Genomic DNA, 16519 nt, shown 5'->3' on the forward strand with positions numbered 1-16519 from the left:
ACCTACAATTCAAATACAACACTTGTTAAAGTTAAATACATAATTATAGAATACAATAATTATAAAAATGATAATTCAAATACAACACTTGTTAAAGTTAAATATAAATTGTTGTAAATGGTTTTTCTCCTAATTTCCAATTCAAATACAACACTTGTTAAAGTTAAATACTCTATTTGTAGTATCGCCAGTATCTTGCATTATTATTCAAATACAACACTTGTTAAAGTTAAATGAGGAAAAACTAAAGGCTGGACAGGAGCTATCTTATTCAAATACAACACTTGTTAAAGTTAAATATTTGACTCAATCCTTGGAGAATGCCAAAACATTATATTCAAATACAACACTTGTTAAAGTTAAATTGTATTTTTTGGTCTACAATAAGAGAAAAATAGTCAATTCAAATACAACACTTGTTAAAGTTAAATGCCAGTAAAATTAACACTTTTATAAATAATTATAGTTTATAAAGGTTGAAATATCAATATTTATATGAGTTTTTACCAGCGATTGAGGATTTTGGGTGATTTTTTATAAATCCTTTATTTATAAGGATTTCAGGTTTTAAACTAGAAAATGGCTGGGAAAATAAAAAGGCACTTGTTTACACAAATGCCTTTAAATAATTATTTTACATTAGCAAAAGCTTGTTTTAAGTCATCTAAAATATCATTGATATCTTCAAGACCTACAGAGAAACGAACCATACCGCTATTGATACCAGCAGCTTCGAGTTGTTCATCTGTCAATTGACGATGTGTTTCACTTGCTGGGTGAAGAACACAAGTACGAATATCAGCAACATGAACTTCATTAGAAGCTAATTTTAAGGAGTCCATGAATTTAACAGCGTTTTCTTTGCCACCTTTGATTACAAAAGTGATAACACCACTGCAACCTTTTAAATATTTTTTAGCAAGAGGATAAGATTCATTGCTTTCAAGAGCAGGGTACATAACGCTTTCTACTTTATCATTGCTTTCTAAATATTTAGCAACAGTAAGAGCATTTTCGCAGTATTGTTTCATACGTACAGGTAAAGTTTCTAAACCTAAGTTTAATAAAAATGCAGAATGTGCAGCTGGATAGCAACCGAAATCACGCATTAACTGCATTCTAGCTTTTAAAATATAAGCTTGTTTACCATAAGTTTTTGTATAGGAAAGACCATGATAAGATGGATCTGGTTCTACTAATTCAGGGAAATTACCATTGTCCCAGTTGAAATTACCGCTATCAACGATTACACCACCGATTTGAAGTGCATGACCGTCCATATATTTACTAGTGGAATGAGTAACAATATCAGCACCAAATTCAAATGGTTTGCATAAGATAGGAGTTGCAAAAGTGTTATCCACAATCAAAGGAACACCATGAGCATGAGCGATATTTGCATAACGTTCGATATCAAAAACAGTCAATGCAGGATTAGCTAAAGTTTCACCAAAAACAGCTTTAGTATTAGGTTTAAAAGCAGCATGAATTTCTTCATCAGTAGCATCATGACCAACAAAGATACATTCAATACCTAATTTTTTTAAAGTGAAAGCGAAAAGATTTACAGTACCACCATAGATTTGAGTAGTAGAAATAAAGCTATCACCAGCATTACAGATATTTAAAATAGCAAGTAAGTTAGCAGCTTGACCAGAAGTAGTGCACATAGCACCAACGCCACCTTCAAGGTCAGCAATTTTATTTTCAACAGCCATGACTGTAGGATTAGCAAAACGAGAATAAATTAAAGATTTAGTAGGTTCATCGAAAACAGCAGCAACATCATCAGTAGAGTCATAAACATATGTAGTGCTTTGCACAATTGGCATGACACGAGGTTCAGTATTTTTAGGGCTGTATCCAGAATGTAAACATTTAGTAGCGTCTTTCATAAAAAAATAGCCTCCTTAGTAAAATATAAATTATATTATAAAACATTATAGACAAAATAGAAAGTATTTATATACATGAAGAAAATTATTTATTGTAAATATGTTTAAAAGCTGAATATATTTTTAGATAAAAAGAAAAAACTAGCAAGTAAAATAAATACCTGCTAGTTTTTTGTTTAAACATCTTTAGAAGAAATATATTTAATAATACCAAATCCTAAAATCAAAGTTAAAACACAGATAAAAATTTCTTCATTTTGCGGAATACCTGGATAAAGTTCCAAGATAGAACCTAAAATGAACCCAAGGATAATTAAAAAAGTAGGTTGAGGATAGTTTTGCATAAGCTTTTCTAATAACTTAGTAGTTAGTAGAATACCTACAACTAGACCAAATCCTAATGGAATTAAAAATGGTAAGTAAAATTCAGAAGCTGCACGCATAGTTTCATCATATAATCCCATCAATAAAAGCATATAAGAAACGCTTATTCCTGGTAGAACAAGAGCAATAGCAGCTATAAAACCAGCGACAACTAACAATAAATAAGTATACCAATTAGTAGCATCATTTGTAGTTACAGTACTTATAGGAGACATTTCAAAAAAAAGAACAATTAAAAAACCAATAGCGACATATATAGGGACTGTCCAGGAAAATTTAGTTAATTTAGCCTCGCGAAACATCAAAGGCACACTGCCTGCTACAGCACCCATAAAGAAATAAAGCATAGGCATAGGATAAGTTTCAATTAAATGCAAAATAGGTTTAGAAAAAGAAACAATACCTATTAAAGAACCTGATAAAAATATAGTTAAAAAAAGAGAATTTCTAAATTTATTTTTCATGAATGAACTTACAGAAGAAATTAATTTAGTATAAATCCCAAGTATCATAGCCATAGAACCGCCACTAACACCAGGAACCAGCATGGTAGACCCAACAACTAACGACTTAGCAAAAGTTACAACATAATTTCTCATAAAAGTAAACAAAACCCCTTCTAAAATAAAAAATAAATTGACAATAAAAAAGACATAGCCTATAAAAGGTTATGCCTAATATGAGATTTTCAAAACATACTATAATTGTATAGTTTGTAAAAAATAAAGTCAATTAACAAAGAAAGATTTTACAAAGATTTTACAAAATCAAATCATCAATTAAAAAAGAAAATAAAAGACAGAAGACAGTGTAAAATAGAGGTAATTTAAAAGTAGCAAGCTTAGCAAAAGTCTAGACGAAAAAATAAATAAAAAGCGATGTAAAAACATCGCTCTAATTTAACTAGATAAAATCATATAATCACATATCATTTAAAATTTTAACGAAATCTTCCCTACAAACAGCCGAATTAAACTTCTGTCTCAAACTAGCACTGCCATACAAGCCATGAGTATACCACGTAGCATGCTTTCTCATCTCACGAGGACCAATATAATCGCCCTTCCATTTCAAAAGCATATCCAAATGTTCTAAAATAACCTGTTTTCTTTCATCAATGCTAGGTTCACCAGGATCAACACCAGTAAATAAAAATTCTTTAAAACGGCGGAAAATCCAAGGATTACCCTGAGCCCCACGACCAATCATGACAGCATCACAACCAGTACGTTCAAAAATATTTTTTAAATCCTGGCAAGTTCTAACATCACCATTACCGATGACAGGAATATCAACAGATTGTTTAACCTCGCGAATAATATCCCAATCGGCATGACCACGATAAAATTCTTCCCTAGTTCTGCCATGAACAGCAATAGCATCAAGCCCAGCTTTTTGAGCAAGACCAGCCATTTCAACGACATTACAGTGTTCACTATCCCAGCCCTTACGCATTTTTACAGTAACAGGCATATCTTTTACAGCTTCACGCGTAGCACACATTATTTCATATGCCAAAACAGGATCTTTCATCAAAGCTGAACCCTCATTATTGCGTACAATCTTCGGTGCAGGGCAACCCATATTTATGTCAATCATATCACAACAATTCAAAGAAGCTACAAAACTAGCTGCTTTATACATACGTTCAGGATTGCCACTGAATAATTGAATAGCTAAAGGTCTTTGTTCAGGAACAGTCTTTAACATTTCTAAAGTTCGTTCATTGCGAAAATTAATGCCTTGGTCGCTGACCATTTCAGAATAAACGAGACCACAGCCCATACGTTGAGCTAAAATACAATAAGCAGTATCAGTTACACCAGCCATAGGTGCTAAAAATACGGGAGTAGTTATTTCTAAGTTTCCTATTTTCATAAATTATTTGAAGGCTTATTTTTTAACCTTTCTAAGTACCCCTTTCTTGAAGCAGCATTACGTTCATAGAGAACGCGAAGACCAGTCAAAGTTAAGAAATGATCTGTTTTATCAATAGTGCTAGACTCTTCCGCAATCATGCGAGCAAGTCCACCAGTTGCGATTACAGTCATATCTTTACCATATTCTTTTTTTATACGATTTACAATACCATCTATTTGCCCTACAGCACCATAGATAATACCAGATTGCATATTTGTAATAGTATTATGGCAAATTACATTTTTAGGAGTAACAAGTTCTATACGAGGCAAATTAGCAGCCTTTTGGAATAAAGCATCTGCTGACATACCGATACCAGGAGCTATTACACCACCTAAAAAATCACCTTTATCATTTACTACATCAAAAGTAGTAGCAGTACCGATATCGATTACAATTAAAGGACCACCATATTGTTCAAAAGCACCAACAACATTTACAATACGGTCAGCACCTAAAAGGCGTGGATTTTCATAAACTAAGCGAATGCCAGTTTTTATACCAGGACCTACAAGTAATGGTTTTATTTTGAAATAACGTTCACACATTTTACTAATAGGAATAACAAGAGGGGGAACAACAGATGAGATAATAATATCATCGATATCGTTCATATCCATACCTTGGAAACGGAACAGTTCGTTTATGAGCATACCATACTCATCGCCAGTTTTTTGTCGGTCGGTGGAAATTCGCCAATGACGATAAAGTTTTTTACCATCATAAGCCCCCATAACGATATTACTGTTACCAATGTCAAAAACTAAAAGCATTTTATCCTCCATCTGTGAGTTTAGCGGTTTTGTACTGGTCGAATAGAAACATCGCCTGCTAACACACGTTTTATTTGTCCATCAATATTTACAAGAAGAGCACCATCGTCATCAATATCCACAGCAATTCCTTCTAAGACTTCATTTGTGCCGATTACACGGATATGTTGATTTAAAGTAATGGAATATTTACGCCATTCATCAAGAATAGGTGCAAAACCTTCCTCTTGACAGATTATATACAAATGTTCTAAGTAATACAAGATTTTATTTAAAAGTTTTAAACGAGAAATTTTTTTGCCTGTAATTTGGCTTAAAGAAGTAGCGATATTTTGAATTTCTTCAGGCATTTCTTCTTTATCAATATTGACATTAATTCCCATACCAATAATGATGTAATTTATACAATCCATTTCAGCATTCATTTCTGTCAAAATACCTACTAATTTTTTTCCTTTATATAAAACATCATTAGGCCATTTAATACCCACTTTTACACCAGTAACATCTTCGATAGCTTTGGTGATAGCAGTAGCAGCCATCAATGTGCATTTTGGTGCTTCTTGAGGTAAAAATTTTGGTTTTAAAATGACAGAAAACCAAATCCCTTTATATTTAGGAGAAAAGAAAGAGCGAGATAATCTGCCTCTACCACCACCTTGCTCTTCACTGATGATGATAGTACCATCTTTAACACCTTGAAGTGCTATTTTTTTTGCTTGGGTATTTGTGGAGTCTACAGTTTCAAAATATAAAATTTCAGAACCTAATATTTTAGTGGTAAGAGAAGATTTTATTTCTTCGCTTGATAATAAATCTGGAGAGTCAATCAAACGATAACCACTTCTAGGAACACTTTCAATATTATAGCCACTATCACGTAGTGCTTTTATATGTTTCCAGATAGCAGTTCGAGATACTTTTAGTGTATCAGCTAAGTATTCACCGGATAAAAATTTGTTGCCATTTTGTTTTAATAAGTTTAAGATTTGAGAACGCATAATAAAAATTGTTATAAAATAACAATAGCTACCCTCTTTTCTTTAAAATTTTGTTTTGTGATATAAATATAATAAATAAATTAATAAAAATCTTGATTGTTAAAATATATAATAGCTTAACAAAGTCATATTCGCAATAAAGTTAGACAATAAATTTTAGAAGAAAAAAGGATTTTTACAAATTTTAGTAAAATATATAATATATATCTTTAAATATTTTAAGAATTAAATTATATTTTATAAATTGGAGGCTGATTATAATGATGGCATTAAACTTTCAGGCAAAAAAACATGAAGAATTGATTATGTCACGTAAAAAAAATTGTACTGTTCGCTTAGGAGACGTTCGCAATCAATATCCAGAAAGTTCTATAGTATGGATTACTACTGGTAAAAAATATGAAGTGAAAAAAAGATTGTATACAGCAATCATTGATAAAGTTCGCGTAAAAAAATTCGCTGAATTAACTTCAAGAGATTTAGGTCATCAAAATCCAGAAATTGATTCATTAGAAGGATTGCGTTTAGATTTTGAAAATATTTATCAACGTCGAATTACTTTAGATGATACTGTAACAGTAATATATTTTTCTGAAGTTCTTTAAGAAATATTGAATAATAAGCTATTTTTTCATTTTTATATAATGGGGAAATAGCTTATTTATTAGGCTTTTTAGAGCTTTGAAAACTTTTTTAAAAAAATTTTTAAAAAGTTGTTGACAAAATACTTTGTTATGCATATAATAATACATGTCGCTGATACAGCGGCAGACAAAAAACGTCAAATGCGGAAGTAGCTCAGTGGTAGAGCATCACCTTGCCAAGGTGAGGGTCGCGAGTTCGAGCCTCGTTTTCCGCTCCAGACGGCGGCATAGCCAAGTGGTAAGGCAGAGGTCTGCAAAACCTTTATTCCCCAGTTCAAATCTGGGTGCCGCCTCCAAATGAATTTATTATGCACTGTGTGATTGCACAGTGCATTTTTTGTTATATAATAAAATATTGAGCTATGAAAAATATTAAATATAATTTTAAGGAGTTGTTTTTTTGCGTAATCGTGGTTTTGAAATAGTGAGTGATTTTAAAGATAAACATATAAATTTACCAACTCGAAAAACAAGTAAATCAGCAGGTTATGATATCGAAGCTGCTGAAGATAAAATTATAAAAGCTGGGCAAATGGCAGTAATTGCAACAGGATTAAAAGCTTATATGCAAGATGATGAATATTTAGGTATACATATTCGTTCTAGTTTAGCTTTTAAAAAGCATTTGAATTTAGTAAATTCTCAAGGTGTTATTGATGCAGATTATTATAACAATGAAGATAATGAAGGTCATATAATGATTGGTCTGATAAACTTTGGTGATGAAGATGTAGAAATTACTAAAGGTATGAGAATAGCTCAAGCCATTTTTTATAAATTTTTAACTATAGATGATGAAAAAAATGTTGATACTATAAGAAGTGGCGGTTTTGGTTCAACAGGAGAATAATATGCAAGATTTAGACTTATTTTCAGCAATGGCTAGTGAAAATAATGAAAGTATAAGCGAAAATACTATAGAGATGGATGAAGACTATCGTCCATTAGCTGAAAGAATGCGACCACGTAATTTTGATGAATATATAGGACAGGAAAAAATACTGGGTAAAAAATCATTTTTGCGTAGAATGGTACAAGAAGATAAAATACCTTCGATGATTTTATATGGGCCTCCAGGTACAGGAAAGACAACGCTTGCGAAAATGATTGCAGGTATGACAAAAAGTGATTTTTCTCGACTAAATGCGGTTTCTGCTGGTATCTCTGATGTGCGTAAAATCATTGAAAAAGCTGATGAAAATAGAAGATATTATCGTAAACGTACAATTATATTTTTAGATGAAATACATCGTTTTAATAAGGCTCAACAAGATGTATTATTGCCTTATGTTGAAGATGGTAGAATTATCTTGATTGGTGCTACTACAGAAAATCCGTATTTTGAAGTAAATCATGCGTTATTATCTAGAGTTCGTGTAGTAAAATTAGAATTATTAGATGAACAAAATTTAATTGATATCTTAAAAGTAGCTTTAGAAGATAAAGTTCGCGGTTTGGGTAAATATGAATTTAAATATGATGATGAAATATTATCGATAATAGCTCAATATGCTGGTGGCGATGCTAGAGTGGCTTTGAATATATTAGAGCAAGCTGGCGATGTGGCGTTAGAGCAAAATCATAATATCAATAAAGAAATTATTGAAAGTATTATCAGTGAAAAAATTCAGACGTATGATAAAAACGGTGATAATCACTATGATATAGTATCGGCATTTATCAAGAGTATGAGGGGAAGCGACCCTGATGCGGCGTTGCACTATTTAGCAAGAATGTTAGTAGCAGGTGAAGATATTAATTTTATTGCTCGAAGAATTGCTATCTGTGCCTCCGAAGATGTGGGAAATGCAGACCCACAAGCTTTAGTTTTGGCTATGGCTACAGTGCAAGCTGTTCAATTTTTGGGTATGCCTGAAGCTCGTATACCACTTGCACAAGCAGTAACATATATAGCATCTGCGCCTAAAAGTAATGCCAGTTATTTAGCGATTGATAAAGCTATAGAGCAAGTAAAAAGTCAAGATTGTGGGCAAGTACCAATACATTTAAGAGATTGTCATTATAAAGGTGCTAAAAAGCTTGGTCATGGTGTAGATTATAAATATGCTCATGATTATCCATATCATATAGTGAAACAACAGTATTTGCCTGATAAAATAAAAAATGCTAAATATTATATGCCAACATCAAATGGATATGAAGAAAAAATTGGTAAATATATGCAGTTTTGTGAAAAAATAAATTCTTAATTTTGACAAAGAAGCATTAGTTTGTTAGTATATGAATATATCTTAGTTATTTACTAGGAAATATATATTTGTTATTTGCAGATAGATTTTTAGAGGGGAAAAGAAGATGAAAAAAAAGGTAGCAGTAGCTATGAGCGGTGGCGTAGATAGTTCGCTTACAGCTGCTTTATTGATAGAACAAGGTTATGATGTCATTGGTGTAACTATGACTTTAAGTGATGAAAGTAGAGAAGCAGGTGGTTCAACTGCTGTCAGTGATGCTAAAAAAGTAGCAGATGCGTTGCATATTCCACATTATGTAGTTAATTATCATAAGAAATTTAAAGATGATGTAATAAAATATTTTATCAGTGAATATGCAAAGGGTAGAACACCTAATCCTTGTGTGAGATGTAATAATACTGTAAAATTTGGTAGTTTATTGAAAGATTGCTTAGAATTAGGTGCAGATTGTGTAGCTACTGGTCATTATGCACGTATTGAACAAGATGAAAAAACAGGTAGATATTTATTAAAAAAAGGTTTAGATGTAAGAAAAGACCAATCATATGTTTTATATACTTTGACACAAGATGTATTAAAGCATTTTATGTTGCCACTTGGAAATTATAGCAAGGAAAAAACTCGTGAATTAGCTGGAAAAATGAATTTACCAGTAGCTAATAAGCCTGAAAGTCAGGAGATTTGTTTTATTCCAAATGATGACTATAAAGCTTATTTAAAAACAAAAGCACCACATATTTTAAAACCTGGTGATATTGTTGATGTCAATGGTAATAAATTGGGTCGACATGAAGGTGTACCATTATATACTGTGGGGCAAAGAAAAGGATTAGGTATAGCTGCTGCTCATCCATTATATGTAGTCGGTTTAGATGTGAAACGTAATCGTGTAATTGTTGGTGAAAATAAAGATGTTTTTGCTAAAGGATTAGTAGCTAAAGATTTAAACTTTATCACAAGAGATGATTTCACTGAAAAATTTGTTACTACTGCTAAAATTCGTTATGGCGCTAAAGAATGTGAATGTACTGTGGAACCATTAGATAATGGCAATTTGGCTAAAATTTTATTTAGTGAACCACAAAGAGCAATTACACCAGGGCAATCTGTAGTATTTTACGAAGATGAAATTGTTGGCGGTGGCGGTGTAATTAAAAATATAATAAGATAATATATTAACTATAAAAGCAAGGGTAGATGGTACTCTTGCTTTTTATTTTATTGAGAATAAATATAATTATACAGATAATGTTTATCATTTTTATTGACATAGATTATCATTTGCTATATAATGCAGTTGTTAACAGAGATAATAATTATTATCAAAATCAAAAACAAATATAAAGAAAGATTTTAAAATAGAAGGAGGAATATTATGACTTTAAAGGAAGCAAAACCAGGAATGGTAGTAAAAGTTGAATCTATAGAGGCTTCAGAATTGAAAGAGCGTCTTATGAGTATGGGAATGGTAAAAGGTACAAAAGTAAAGGTATTGCGTTCAGCGCCACTTGGAGACCCGATTGCGATATCTATTCGTTCTTTTAATATGTCTATTCGTTTATCTGATGCGGCAAAGATTGCAGTTACTCAAATTGCTTAATAATTAATGGGAGGGAGATAATAGTGGCAACATTATCCGTAGCGTTGATAGGAAATCCCAATACTGGGAAATCAACAATATTCAATGAATTAACTGGTATTAGACAAAAAATTGGTAACTGGCCAGGAGTTACAGTAGATAAAAAAGTGGGTTATACAAAACATAAAGATAGAGCTATATCTGTAATGGATTTACCTGGTACATATAGCATAAATGGACGTTCTCCAGAAGAAATTATCGTAGAAAACTATTTAAGTGGAGAAAAACCTGATATCATTGTAGATGTCATTGATTCTTCTAATATTGAACGTAATTTATTTTTATGTTTACAATTGTTAGAGTGTCGTATTCCTGTATTAGTTGACCTTAATATGATGGACGAAGCGAATAGAAAAGGAATTAAAATTTCTACAGCTAAGTTAGAAAAATTATTAGGAATGCCTGTAGTAGAAACTGTAGGTCGCAGTAAAAAATCCACTAATAAATTATTAGATATTTTCACTTCTACAGTGATGGACAGTTATAAAAATTCTCAACAGGTGGAAGAACATATTGCTAATATTGAAAAGTTAAAAGCTACTATTAGCGATAAAGAAGAATTAGAAGAAGCAATTATTGAAGCTCGTTATGCTTTTATTGATAAAATTGTAGAGCAAGTTGTCGTTAAGGAAAATGTAGGTAATAATCTCACTGAAAAGATTGATAAAATATTAGCTAATGGCTTTATGGCATTACCTATTTTAGTATTAATGTTATATCTTGTATTCCAGATTACTTTTACATGGATTGGTCAACCGATTGCTGATGAATTAGATGTACTTATAAATGAAGATTTTTATGGTTGGGCAGATGAAGCGTTGATTGGATTAGGTGTAGCTGATTGGTTACATTCTTTAGTATGTGATGGTATTATAGCTGGTGTAGGTGGAGTGCTTACCTTTGTGCCACTTATTTTCACGTTATTTTTCTGTTTGAGTTTCTTAGATGGTACAGGATATATGGCTCGTGTGGCTTTCGTCATGGACCCAATTATGCGCCGCGCTGGTCTTAGTGGTAAAGCATTGATGCCTATTATTTGTGGTTTCGGTTGTGCTGTTCCAGGTATTATGGGAGCTAGAGCGTTAGATTCAGAAAAAGACCGTATGATAACTATTTTAGTAACACCGTTTTTAACTTGTGGTGCTAAACTTCCAGTAATGGCATTATTTGGAGCTATTTTCTTTGGTGAAAATGCTGCTGATGTGGTATTTGCAATGTATCTTGTGGGTATTGTAGGAGCTATTTTAGCATCTAGTGTTTTAAGTAGAACTGTATTTAAAAAGGATAATACAAGCTTTGTATTGGAATTACCACCGTACCGTATACCAGATATGAAAACAGTATTGTTAGAAACATGGGATAAAGGTAAAGGTTATCTCATAAAAGCAGGTACAATAATCTTTGCTATGTCTGTAATTTTATGGTTCTTAAGTAGTTATAATTTTGGTGGACAAGTAGAAGATATGTCAGAATCGTTCTTAGCAACTCTCGGTGGCATGATGTCTACATTGTTTGTTTTCCATGGTTTTGATACTTGGGAAGCTGGTTCTGCTGTTATTACGGGTATTATGGCTAAAGAAGCTGTTATTTCTACAATGGGTATTTTATATGGTTTACCTGATTTAAGTCCAGATACAGAAACTGTTGAAGCTGTAGGTATGGTAGCTAATACTGGATTACAAGTAGCATTTACTACTATGTCTGCGTTAGCCTTTATGGTATTTAGTCAGTTATATACGCCTTGTATGACAGCACTTGGTACTATTAAAAAAGAAGCTGGTGGTTGGAAATGGATGTTATTTTCAGCTGTAGGCACTTTTGTATTAGCTTGGATAGTATCTTTATTAGTATATCAGATTGGTACATTACTTGGTTTTTAATTAATATTTATTGTTAATTAATTTTATTTATGATATAATATAAAAACTAAAAGTATTTGATAATATATCATAGATTAGAAGGAGGCTTTTAAATGACAACAGGTGATATTGCCACTTGGGTAATTTTTGCTGTAATAGTGATCGGTTTCCTTTTTGGGTTGAAACGCATTTATCATAATTTTTCTTCAGGAAAATGTGATTCTTGTGGTACAAATAATGGTTGTTCTGGCGGTTGCCATTGTGATTGCTGTGGAACAGATAATAAGCTAACTTCTAAGGTCAAAGATAAACAGCATTGATAATGATTATAGGCATTTTGCTTTATAATAAAAGGTCTATTATATATTATATTAAAAGGAGTCTTGATTATGTTTACAAGAACAGATTTTTGGATTGGTTTAGCTGTAGGTGTGGTAGCAGGTGCATTTGGTTATAAATATATGCAAAATCGTGTTCAGCAACAACCTGTTATTGCGGAAGGACAAGAACAAGTGTCTATGGAAGAACTTGTTCGTCAAAAAGAAGCTTTAGAAGATATGATTGCTGCACAGCAAGCTGCTGAAGTTAAATAATTTCAATAAAGAAAGGAGTGTTTATTAAAACACTCCTTTTTTAAAATCTATGTGTATTTTTATAAAAAATAATATATGGAGAATGTATTATGAAAAAGATGAGTTTAGGAATTCCTTTAGCTGTTGGAATGACAGGTACTGTTTTATCTTTGGTAACAGGAAGTAAAAAAATACATACTGTATTTGGAATAGCTTGGACAGCTTTATCTTTAGCACATGCGTATCAATATAAAAAAGTGATGAAAAATAATGTGAAGAAGGGTTTTAGTCAAATGAATATTCTAAATGCAGTGGGTATACCAACATCTAAGATGGATTGGTTTTTAAAATCAGTAACAGTAGGTTCTTATATACCAGGACGTATTCGTGTTTATAGTAAAGCTTTAATAAATAATGCACAATTAAAGTTAAAAGTTGAAGAAACTATGGCTAAATATAATGAACTAGACAAAGTTACTATAAATACAATAACAGGTTCTGTTCTTATTGAATATCAACCAGCAAAAATAAAAACTAATAAAGAACTTTGTGAGATTGAAGCATATATAAAAAAACGTGCAAATAGATAAGTGAGGTGGATTTTATGTCATATGCATCTGGTATGGCTATTGGATTAACTATTGGACAACAATTATTAAAATTTTTTTCTAAAGATGGAGGAAATAATAAAACTTTTAGTTTTTCAGAACTACATCAAGGATTGAATACTATAAATGAAGAAATAAAAGCACAAAGTTTTCGTTTGGCACATGCTATAAAAGGGCGTCGCCGTTATTATATTGATGCTTTAAAACAAAATGAAAAATTAGCTAAAGTATTAAGTTTAAAATTGAAAGAGTTACCATATATAAAAGAAGTTACTACTAATATTAATACGGGAAGTTTACTTATTATATATAGTTGTGTAGAAAATATTATAGATGATATATTTGCACAGTTGAAAAACAAGGTATTTGCTGTTAAACATAAAGTAACTCAAATGAGTAATCAAGCAACTACTATGGCTAGTGATACTATTTTAATGGTAGTGAAAGAGATAAATGAATGGGTTAAGAAAAAAACAAATAATGTCATAGATTTACGTGTACTAGTATCAAGTTTTTTTGCTTTAAGAGGTATACGTAAGATTTTAACTATGGGGCAACGTCCTAATGGACCACAAATGCTATGGTGGGCATTTTCTATTTTGAGAGGAATTGGTAAATAATGACGAATCAAACTATGAGATATTGTCAAATTCCATTACAATCTTATTTAACTGTAAATCAAAGAAATAAATTGACTTTACGTTTACATGCAATTAAAAATGTTGTTCTAGTAAGATATTATTCAAAGGCAGTACGTATATTTTATAAAGATAGTATAAATAAATTAGCAATTATACAGGTTTTAGGTTATAAAGTAAATATACCAGTAGTTAATAAACCAAAAGAAACTTTGCCAGTGAAGAAAGATATCAATAATGAATTACAAGCTTATAAACGAGATGCAATTATTTCTTTAGTAGGCTTTGTGGGTTTACAAGTATTGAAAAAATTTGCTCCGCAAGTATATACAAGTTTAAATATTGTGCGTAGTTTATTTGTATTGGGAATTGCACGTAATGTAATTAAAAATGGTTTAAAAGGTTTAATAACAGATGGTCAGCCAAATGCTGATACACTTACTTCGACAGCTGTTATTGCTTCAGTATTAGCAGGTAAACCAGAATCTAGTTTAAGTTTAATGACACTTTCTAATGTAGCCGAAATGCTTACTATTTATGCAGCAGAACGAGCTAGAAAACATATATCTAGTTTGTTGAAATTAGATCAACAATATGTATGGCGTGTAGAAGATGATGGACATGAAGTAAAAGTACCCATAGAAACTATTAAGGTAAATGATGTTATTGCAGTGCATACTGGAGAAAAGATTTGCGTTGATGGCAAGGTTTTAAGTGGTAATGCGGCAATTGACCAAGCTTCAATAACAGGTGAATCCAATCCTGCTTTAAAAGGACAAGATGATCTAGTATATGCAGGTTCAGTAGTACAGGGTGGACAACTTACTATTTTAGTACAAAAGGTGGGAGATGATACATCACTTGCTAGAATTGTACATTTAGTAGAAGATGCTCAAGCTCGTCGTGCTCCTGTACAAAATTTCGCTGATCGAATGGCTAATATGTTAGTACCTATTTCTTTTATTGGGGCTGCTATTGTCTATGGAGCAACTCGTGATTGGCAACGTGTTTTAAACTTATTATTTATTGATTTTTCTTGTGGATTAAAATTGTCTACAGCAACGGCTATATCAGCAGCGGTGGCTATGGCAGCTAAACAAGGAATTTTGATAAAAGGTGGAAATTATATCGAAGCTTTAGCTGATATTGATACTGTAGTAATGGATAAGACTGGCACAATTACAGTGGGTGAGCCTAAGATAATAGAAACACATACAGCTGAGGGTGTTTGTGAAAAGGAAATGATATTATTAGCAGCTTCAGCGGAAATTCATTCTGTACATCCATTGGCAGTGGCTATTCAAAATTATGTAGAAGAACAAGGCTGGATAGTACCTGATCATATAGATTCAGATACAGTAGTAGCTCATGGTATGGAAGCTAATGTGGCTGATTTTGATGGTTTTAAAGGTGGACATATTATTGTAGGTAGTCATCATTTTATGATGGATAGAGAAGTAACAGGTTTGGATAAATTTAATGATATTGAAACTATGCCAGGTTATAATATTTTATATGTAGCACGTGATGCTAAACTTATGGGCTTAATTATCATTAATGATCCAATTCGTCCACAAATGAAAAAGACTTTTAATCAAATGCGTCGTCATGGTATTGATGAGATTGTAATGCTTACTGGAGATAGTGAAGAAGTAGCTAATACAGTAGCACATAAAATGGGAATTGATAGTTATTATGCAGAAATTTTACCAGAAGATAAGGCTGAAATTGTAAATAAATTACAAAAAAATAGTCATGTCTTGATGGTAGGAGACGGTATAAATGATGCGCCAGCATTAGCCTTTGCTGATGTAGGTGTAGCACTTGGTGGTCGTCGAACTGATATAGCTGTAGAGTCTTCAGATATTACTATCAACTCAGATAATCCAATAAAATTGATGGATGCTTTAGAGCTTGGTCAAAATACAATGAAATTAATTCGTCAAAACTTTACAGCTACAATTACTATTAATTCAGCGGCAATGCTTCTTGGTGCTTTGGGTAGAATTAATCCACTTGTAGCAGCTATTATTCATAATACGGCTACTTTAGCGGTAGTATTAAATAGTAGTAGAATTTTGATGGGAAAAGATAATTTTTTTAATAAATAAATAATAAATTAAAATAGGTGTGATTTTTCATACCTATTTTTTTATTTGATGAATTGTCAATCCAAGTGCGACACTTCTTTTAAAAATAAATTAAATGGATTATCCCAATTTAAACATTTTCTTGGTTTACTATTTAATAATATTAATTTTTTTATTAAATCATCATTAGATATTTTCCCTAAATCTGTTTTCTTTGGATAATATTCTCTTAATAACCCATTTGAATTTTCGTTACTACCTCTTTGCCATGCTGCATAAGCAT

Annotated in this window: 17 protein-coding genes, 2 tRNA genes and 1 CRISPR repeat array; of the genes, 13 read left to right on the forward strand and 6 right to left on the reverse strand. The window is 31.7% G+C overall.

Annotated elements, in window-relative coordinates; translation table 11 throughout:
• Positions 1-7: 7 nt before the first annotated feature.
• A CRISPR array of direct repeats spans positions 8-431; the repeat unit is 30 nt; unit sequence ATTCAAATACAACACTTGTTAAAGTTAAAT.
• A 198-nt stretch (positions 432-629) separates the two neighbouring features.
• The 5 genes from AC5LAX_RS04425 to AC5LAX_RS04445 form a co-directional block, all read right to left on the reverse strand.
• On the reverse strand, positions 630-1895 hold the full coding sequence (locus AC5LAX_RS04425; protein ID WP_008537387.1) for an O-acetylhomoserine aminocarboxypropyltransferase/cysteine synthase family protein: 1266 nt from the start codon (positions 1893-1895) through the stop codon (positions 630-632).
• A 176-nt stretch (positions 1896-2071) separates the two neighbouring features.
• Positions 2072-2878, reverse strand: a complete 807-nt coding sequence (locus tag AC5LAX_RS04430; RefSeq protein WP_288909122.1) for a DUF368 domain-containing protein — start codon at positions 2876-2878, stop codon at positions 2072-2074.
• Positions 2879-3200: 322 nt separating this feature from the next.
• Positions 3201-4157 carry a tRNA dihydrouridine synthase DusB gene (gene dusB, locus AC5LAX_RS04435; protein WP_278402756.1) on the reverse strand — a complete coding sequence of 319 codons (957 nt, stop codon included), beginning with the start codon at positions 4155-4157 and terminating at the stop codon, positions 3201-3203.
• A complete protein-coding gene (locus AC5LAX_RS04440; protein WP_008537390.1) occupies positions 4154-4972 on the reverse strand; it encodes a type III pantothenate kinase in 819 nt (272 codons plus the stop codon). Before AC5LAX_RS04440 ends, dusB begins: the two co-directional genes overlap by 4 nt.
• Before the next feature lie 20 nt (positions 4973-4992).
• Positions 4993-5973 (reverse strand): biotin--[acetyl-CoA-carboxylase] ligase, encoded by a 981-nt coding sequence (locus tag AC5LAX_RS04445; protein ID WP_288909120.1) that lies wholly within the window; start codon positions 5971-5973, stop codon positions 4993-4995.
• 260 nt (positions 5974-6233) lie between these two features.
• On the opposite strand from AC5LAX_RS04445, the gene AC5LAX_RS04450 reads away from it, so the two are divergent.
• From AC5LAX_RS04450 to AC5LAX_RS04510, 13 genes are all read left to right on the forward strand, one after another.
• Positions 6234-6578 (forward strand): ASCH domain-containing protein, encoded by a 345-nt coding sequence (locus AC5LAX_RS04450; RefSeq protein ID WP_181805708.1) that lies wholly within the window; start codon positions 6234-6236, stop codon positions 6576-6578.
• 182 nt (positions 6579-6760) lie between these two features.
• Positions 6761-6835, forward strand: a tRNA-Gly gene (locus AC5LAX_RS04455).
• 3 nt (positions 6836-6838) lie between these two features.
• A tRNA-Cys gene (locus AC5LAX_RS04460) sits at positions 6839-6913 on the forward strand.
• A gap of 104 nt (positions 6914-7017) precedes the next feature.
• A complete protein-coding gene (dut, locus tag AC5LAX_RS04465; RefSeq protein WP_115151868.1) occupies positions 7018-7467 on the forward strand; it encodes a dUTP diphosphatase in 450 nt (149 codons plus the stop codon).
• Between the two features lies 1 nt (position 7468).
• Complete coding sequence (locus AC5LAX_RS04470; protein ID WP_288908968.1) at positions 7469-8827, forward strand: replication-associated recombination protein A; 1359 nt, start codon at positions 7469-7471, stop codon at positions 8825-8827.
• A 106-nt stretch (positions 8828-8933) separates the two neighbouring features.
• Positions 8934-10001 carry a tRNA 2-thiouridine(34) synthase MnmA gene (mnmA, locus tag AC5LAX_RS04475; protein ID WP_288908969.1) on the forward strand — a complete coding sequence of 356 codons (1068 nt, stop codon included), beginning with the start codon at positions 8934-8936 and terminating at the stop codon, positions 9999-10001.
• Positions 10002-10205: 204 nt separating this feature from the next.
• Positions 10206-10430: a FeoA family protein gene (locus AC5LAX_RS04480; RefSeq protein ID WP_008537397.1), complete on the forward strand. Its 225-nt coding sequence runs from the start codon at positions 10206-10208 to the stop codon at positions 10428-10430.
• A 23-nt stretch (positions 10431-10453) separates the two neighbouring features.
• The gene (feoB, locus tag AC5LAX_RS04485; protein ID WP_288908970.1) at positions 10454-12349 is read left to right on the forward strand and encodes a ferrous iron transport protein B; all 1896 of its coding nucleotides are present in this window, start codon (positions 10454-10456) and stop codon (positions 12347-12349) included.
• Positions 12350-12441: 92 nt separating this feature from the next.
• On the forward strand, positions 12442-12648 hold the full coding sequence (locus AC5LAX_RS04490; RefSeq protein ID WP_115151864.1) for a hypothetical protein: 207 nt from the start codon (positions 12442-12444) through the stop codon (positions 12646-12648).
• A 69-nt stretch (positions 12649-12717) separates the two neighbouring features.
• Complete coding sequence (locus AC5LAX_RS04495; RefSeq protein ID WP_008537400.1) at positions 12718-12921, forward strand: hypothetical protein; 204 nt, start codon at positions 12718-12720, stop codon at positions 12919-12921.
• A gap of 89 nt (positions 12922-13010) precedes the next feature.
• Positions 13011-13490 carry an HMA2 domain-containing protein gene (locus tag AC5LAX_RS04500; RefSeq protein ID WP_204921571.1) on the forward strand — a complete coding sequence of 160 codons (480 nt, stop codon included), beginning with the start codon at positions 13011-13013 and terminating at the stop codon, positions 13488-13490.
• Positions 13491-13504: 14 nt separating this feature from the next.
• Entirely contained in the window at positions 13505-14128 is a 624-nt protein-coding gene (locus AC5LAX_RS04505) for an HMA2 domain-containing protein (protein ID WP_287793323.1), read from the forward strand.
• Positions 14128-16257 (forward strand): heavy metal translocating P-type ATPase, encoded by a 2130-nt coding sequence (locus AC5LAX_RS04510; protein WP_115151862.1) that lies wholly within the window; start codon positions 14128-14130, stop codon positions 16255-16257. Before AC5LAX_RS04505 ends, AC5LAX_RS04510 begins: the two co-directional genes overlap by 1 nt.
• Before the next feature lie 56 nt (positions 16258-16313).
• On the opposite strand, the gene AC5LAX_RS04515 is transcribed toward AC5LAX_RS04510, so the two are convergent.
• On the reverse strand, positions 16314-16519 hold a 206-nt coding region (locus AC5LAX_RS04515), incomplete at its 5' end, for a transposase (RefSeq protein WP_493263644.1).

Source organism: Megamonas sp., from assembly GCF_986095205.1.

Coding starts and splice junctions, on each gene's coding strand:
- AC5LAX_RS04425 (WP_008537387.1), bottom strand. CDS start 1,895: ATGAAAGACGCTACTAAATGTTTACATTCTGGATACAGCCCTAAAAAT.
- AC5LAX_RS04430 (WP_288909122.1), bottom strand. CDS start 2,878: ATGAGAAATTATGTTGTAACTTTTGCTAAGTCGTTAGTTGTTGGGTCT.
- dusB (WP_278402756.1), bottom strand. CDS start 4,157: ATGAAAATAGGAAACTTAGAAATAACTACTCCCGTATTTTTAGCACCT.
- AC5LAX_RS04440 (WP_008537390.1), bottom strand. CDS start 4,972: ATGCTTTTAGTTTTTGACATTGGTAACAGTAATATCGTTATGGGGGCT.
- AC5LAX_RS04445 (WP_288909120.1), bottom strand. CDS start 5,973: ATGCGTTCTCAAATCTTAAACTTATTAAAACAAAATGGCAACAAATTT.
- AC5LAX_RS04450 (WP_181805708.1), top strand. CDS start 6,234: ATGATGGCATTAAACTTTCAGGCAAAAAAACATGAAGAATTGATTATG.
- AC5LAX_RS04470 (WP_288908968.1), top strand. CDS start 7,469: ATGCAAGATTTAGACTTATTTTCAGCAATGGCTAGTGAAAATAATGAA.
- mnmA (WP_288908969.1), top strand. CDS start 8,934: ATGAAAAAAAAGGTAGCAGTAGCTATGAGCGGTGGCGTAGATAGTTCG.
- AC5LAX_RS04480 (WP_008537397.1), top strand. CDS start 10,206: ATGACTTTAAAGGAAGCAAAACCAGGAATGGTAGTAAAAGTTGAATCT.
- AC5LAX_RS04490 (WP_115151864.1), top strand. CDS start 12,442: ATGACAACAGGTGATATTGCCACTTGGGTAATTTTTGCTGTAATAGTG.
- AC5LAX_RS04495 (WP_008537400.1), top strand. CDS start 12,718: ATGTTTACAAGAACAGATTTTTGGATTGGTTTAGCTGTAGGTGTGGTA.
- AC5LAX_RS04500 (WP_204921571.1), top strand. CDS start 13,011: ATGAAAAAGATGAGTTTAGGAATTCCTTTAGCTGTTGGAATGACAGGT.
- AC5LAX_RS04505 (WP_287793323.1), top strand. CDS start 13,505: ATGTCATATGCATCTGGTATGGCTATTGGATTAACTATTGGACAACAA.
- AC5LAX_RS04510 (WP_115151862.1), top strand. CDS start 14,128: ATGACGAATCAAACTATGAGATATTGTCAAATTCCATTACAATCTTAT.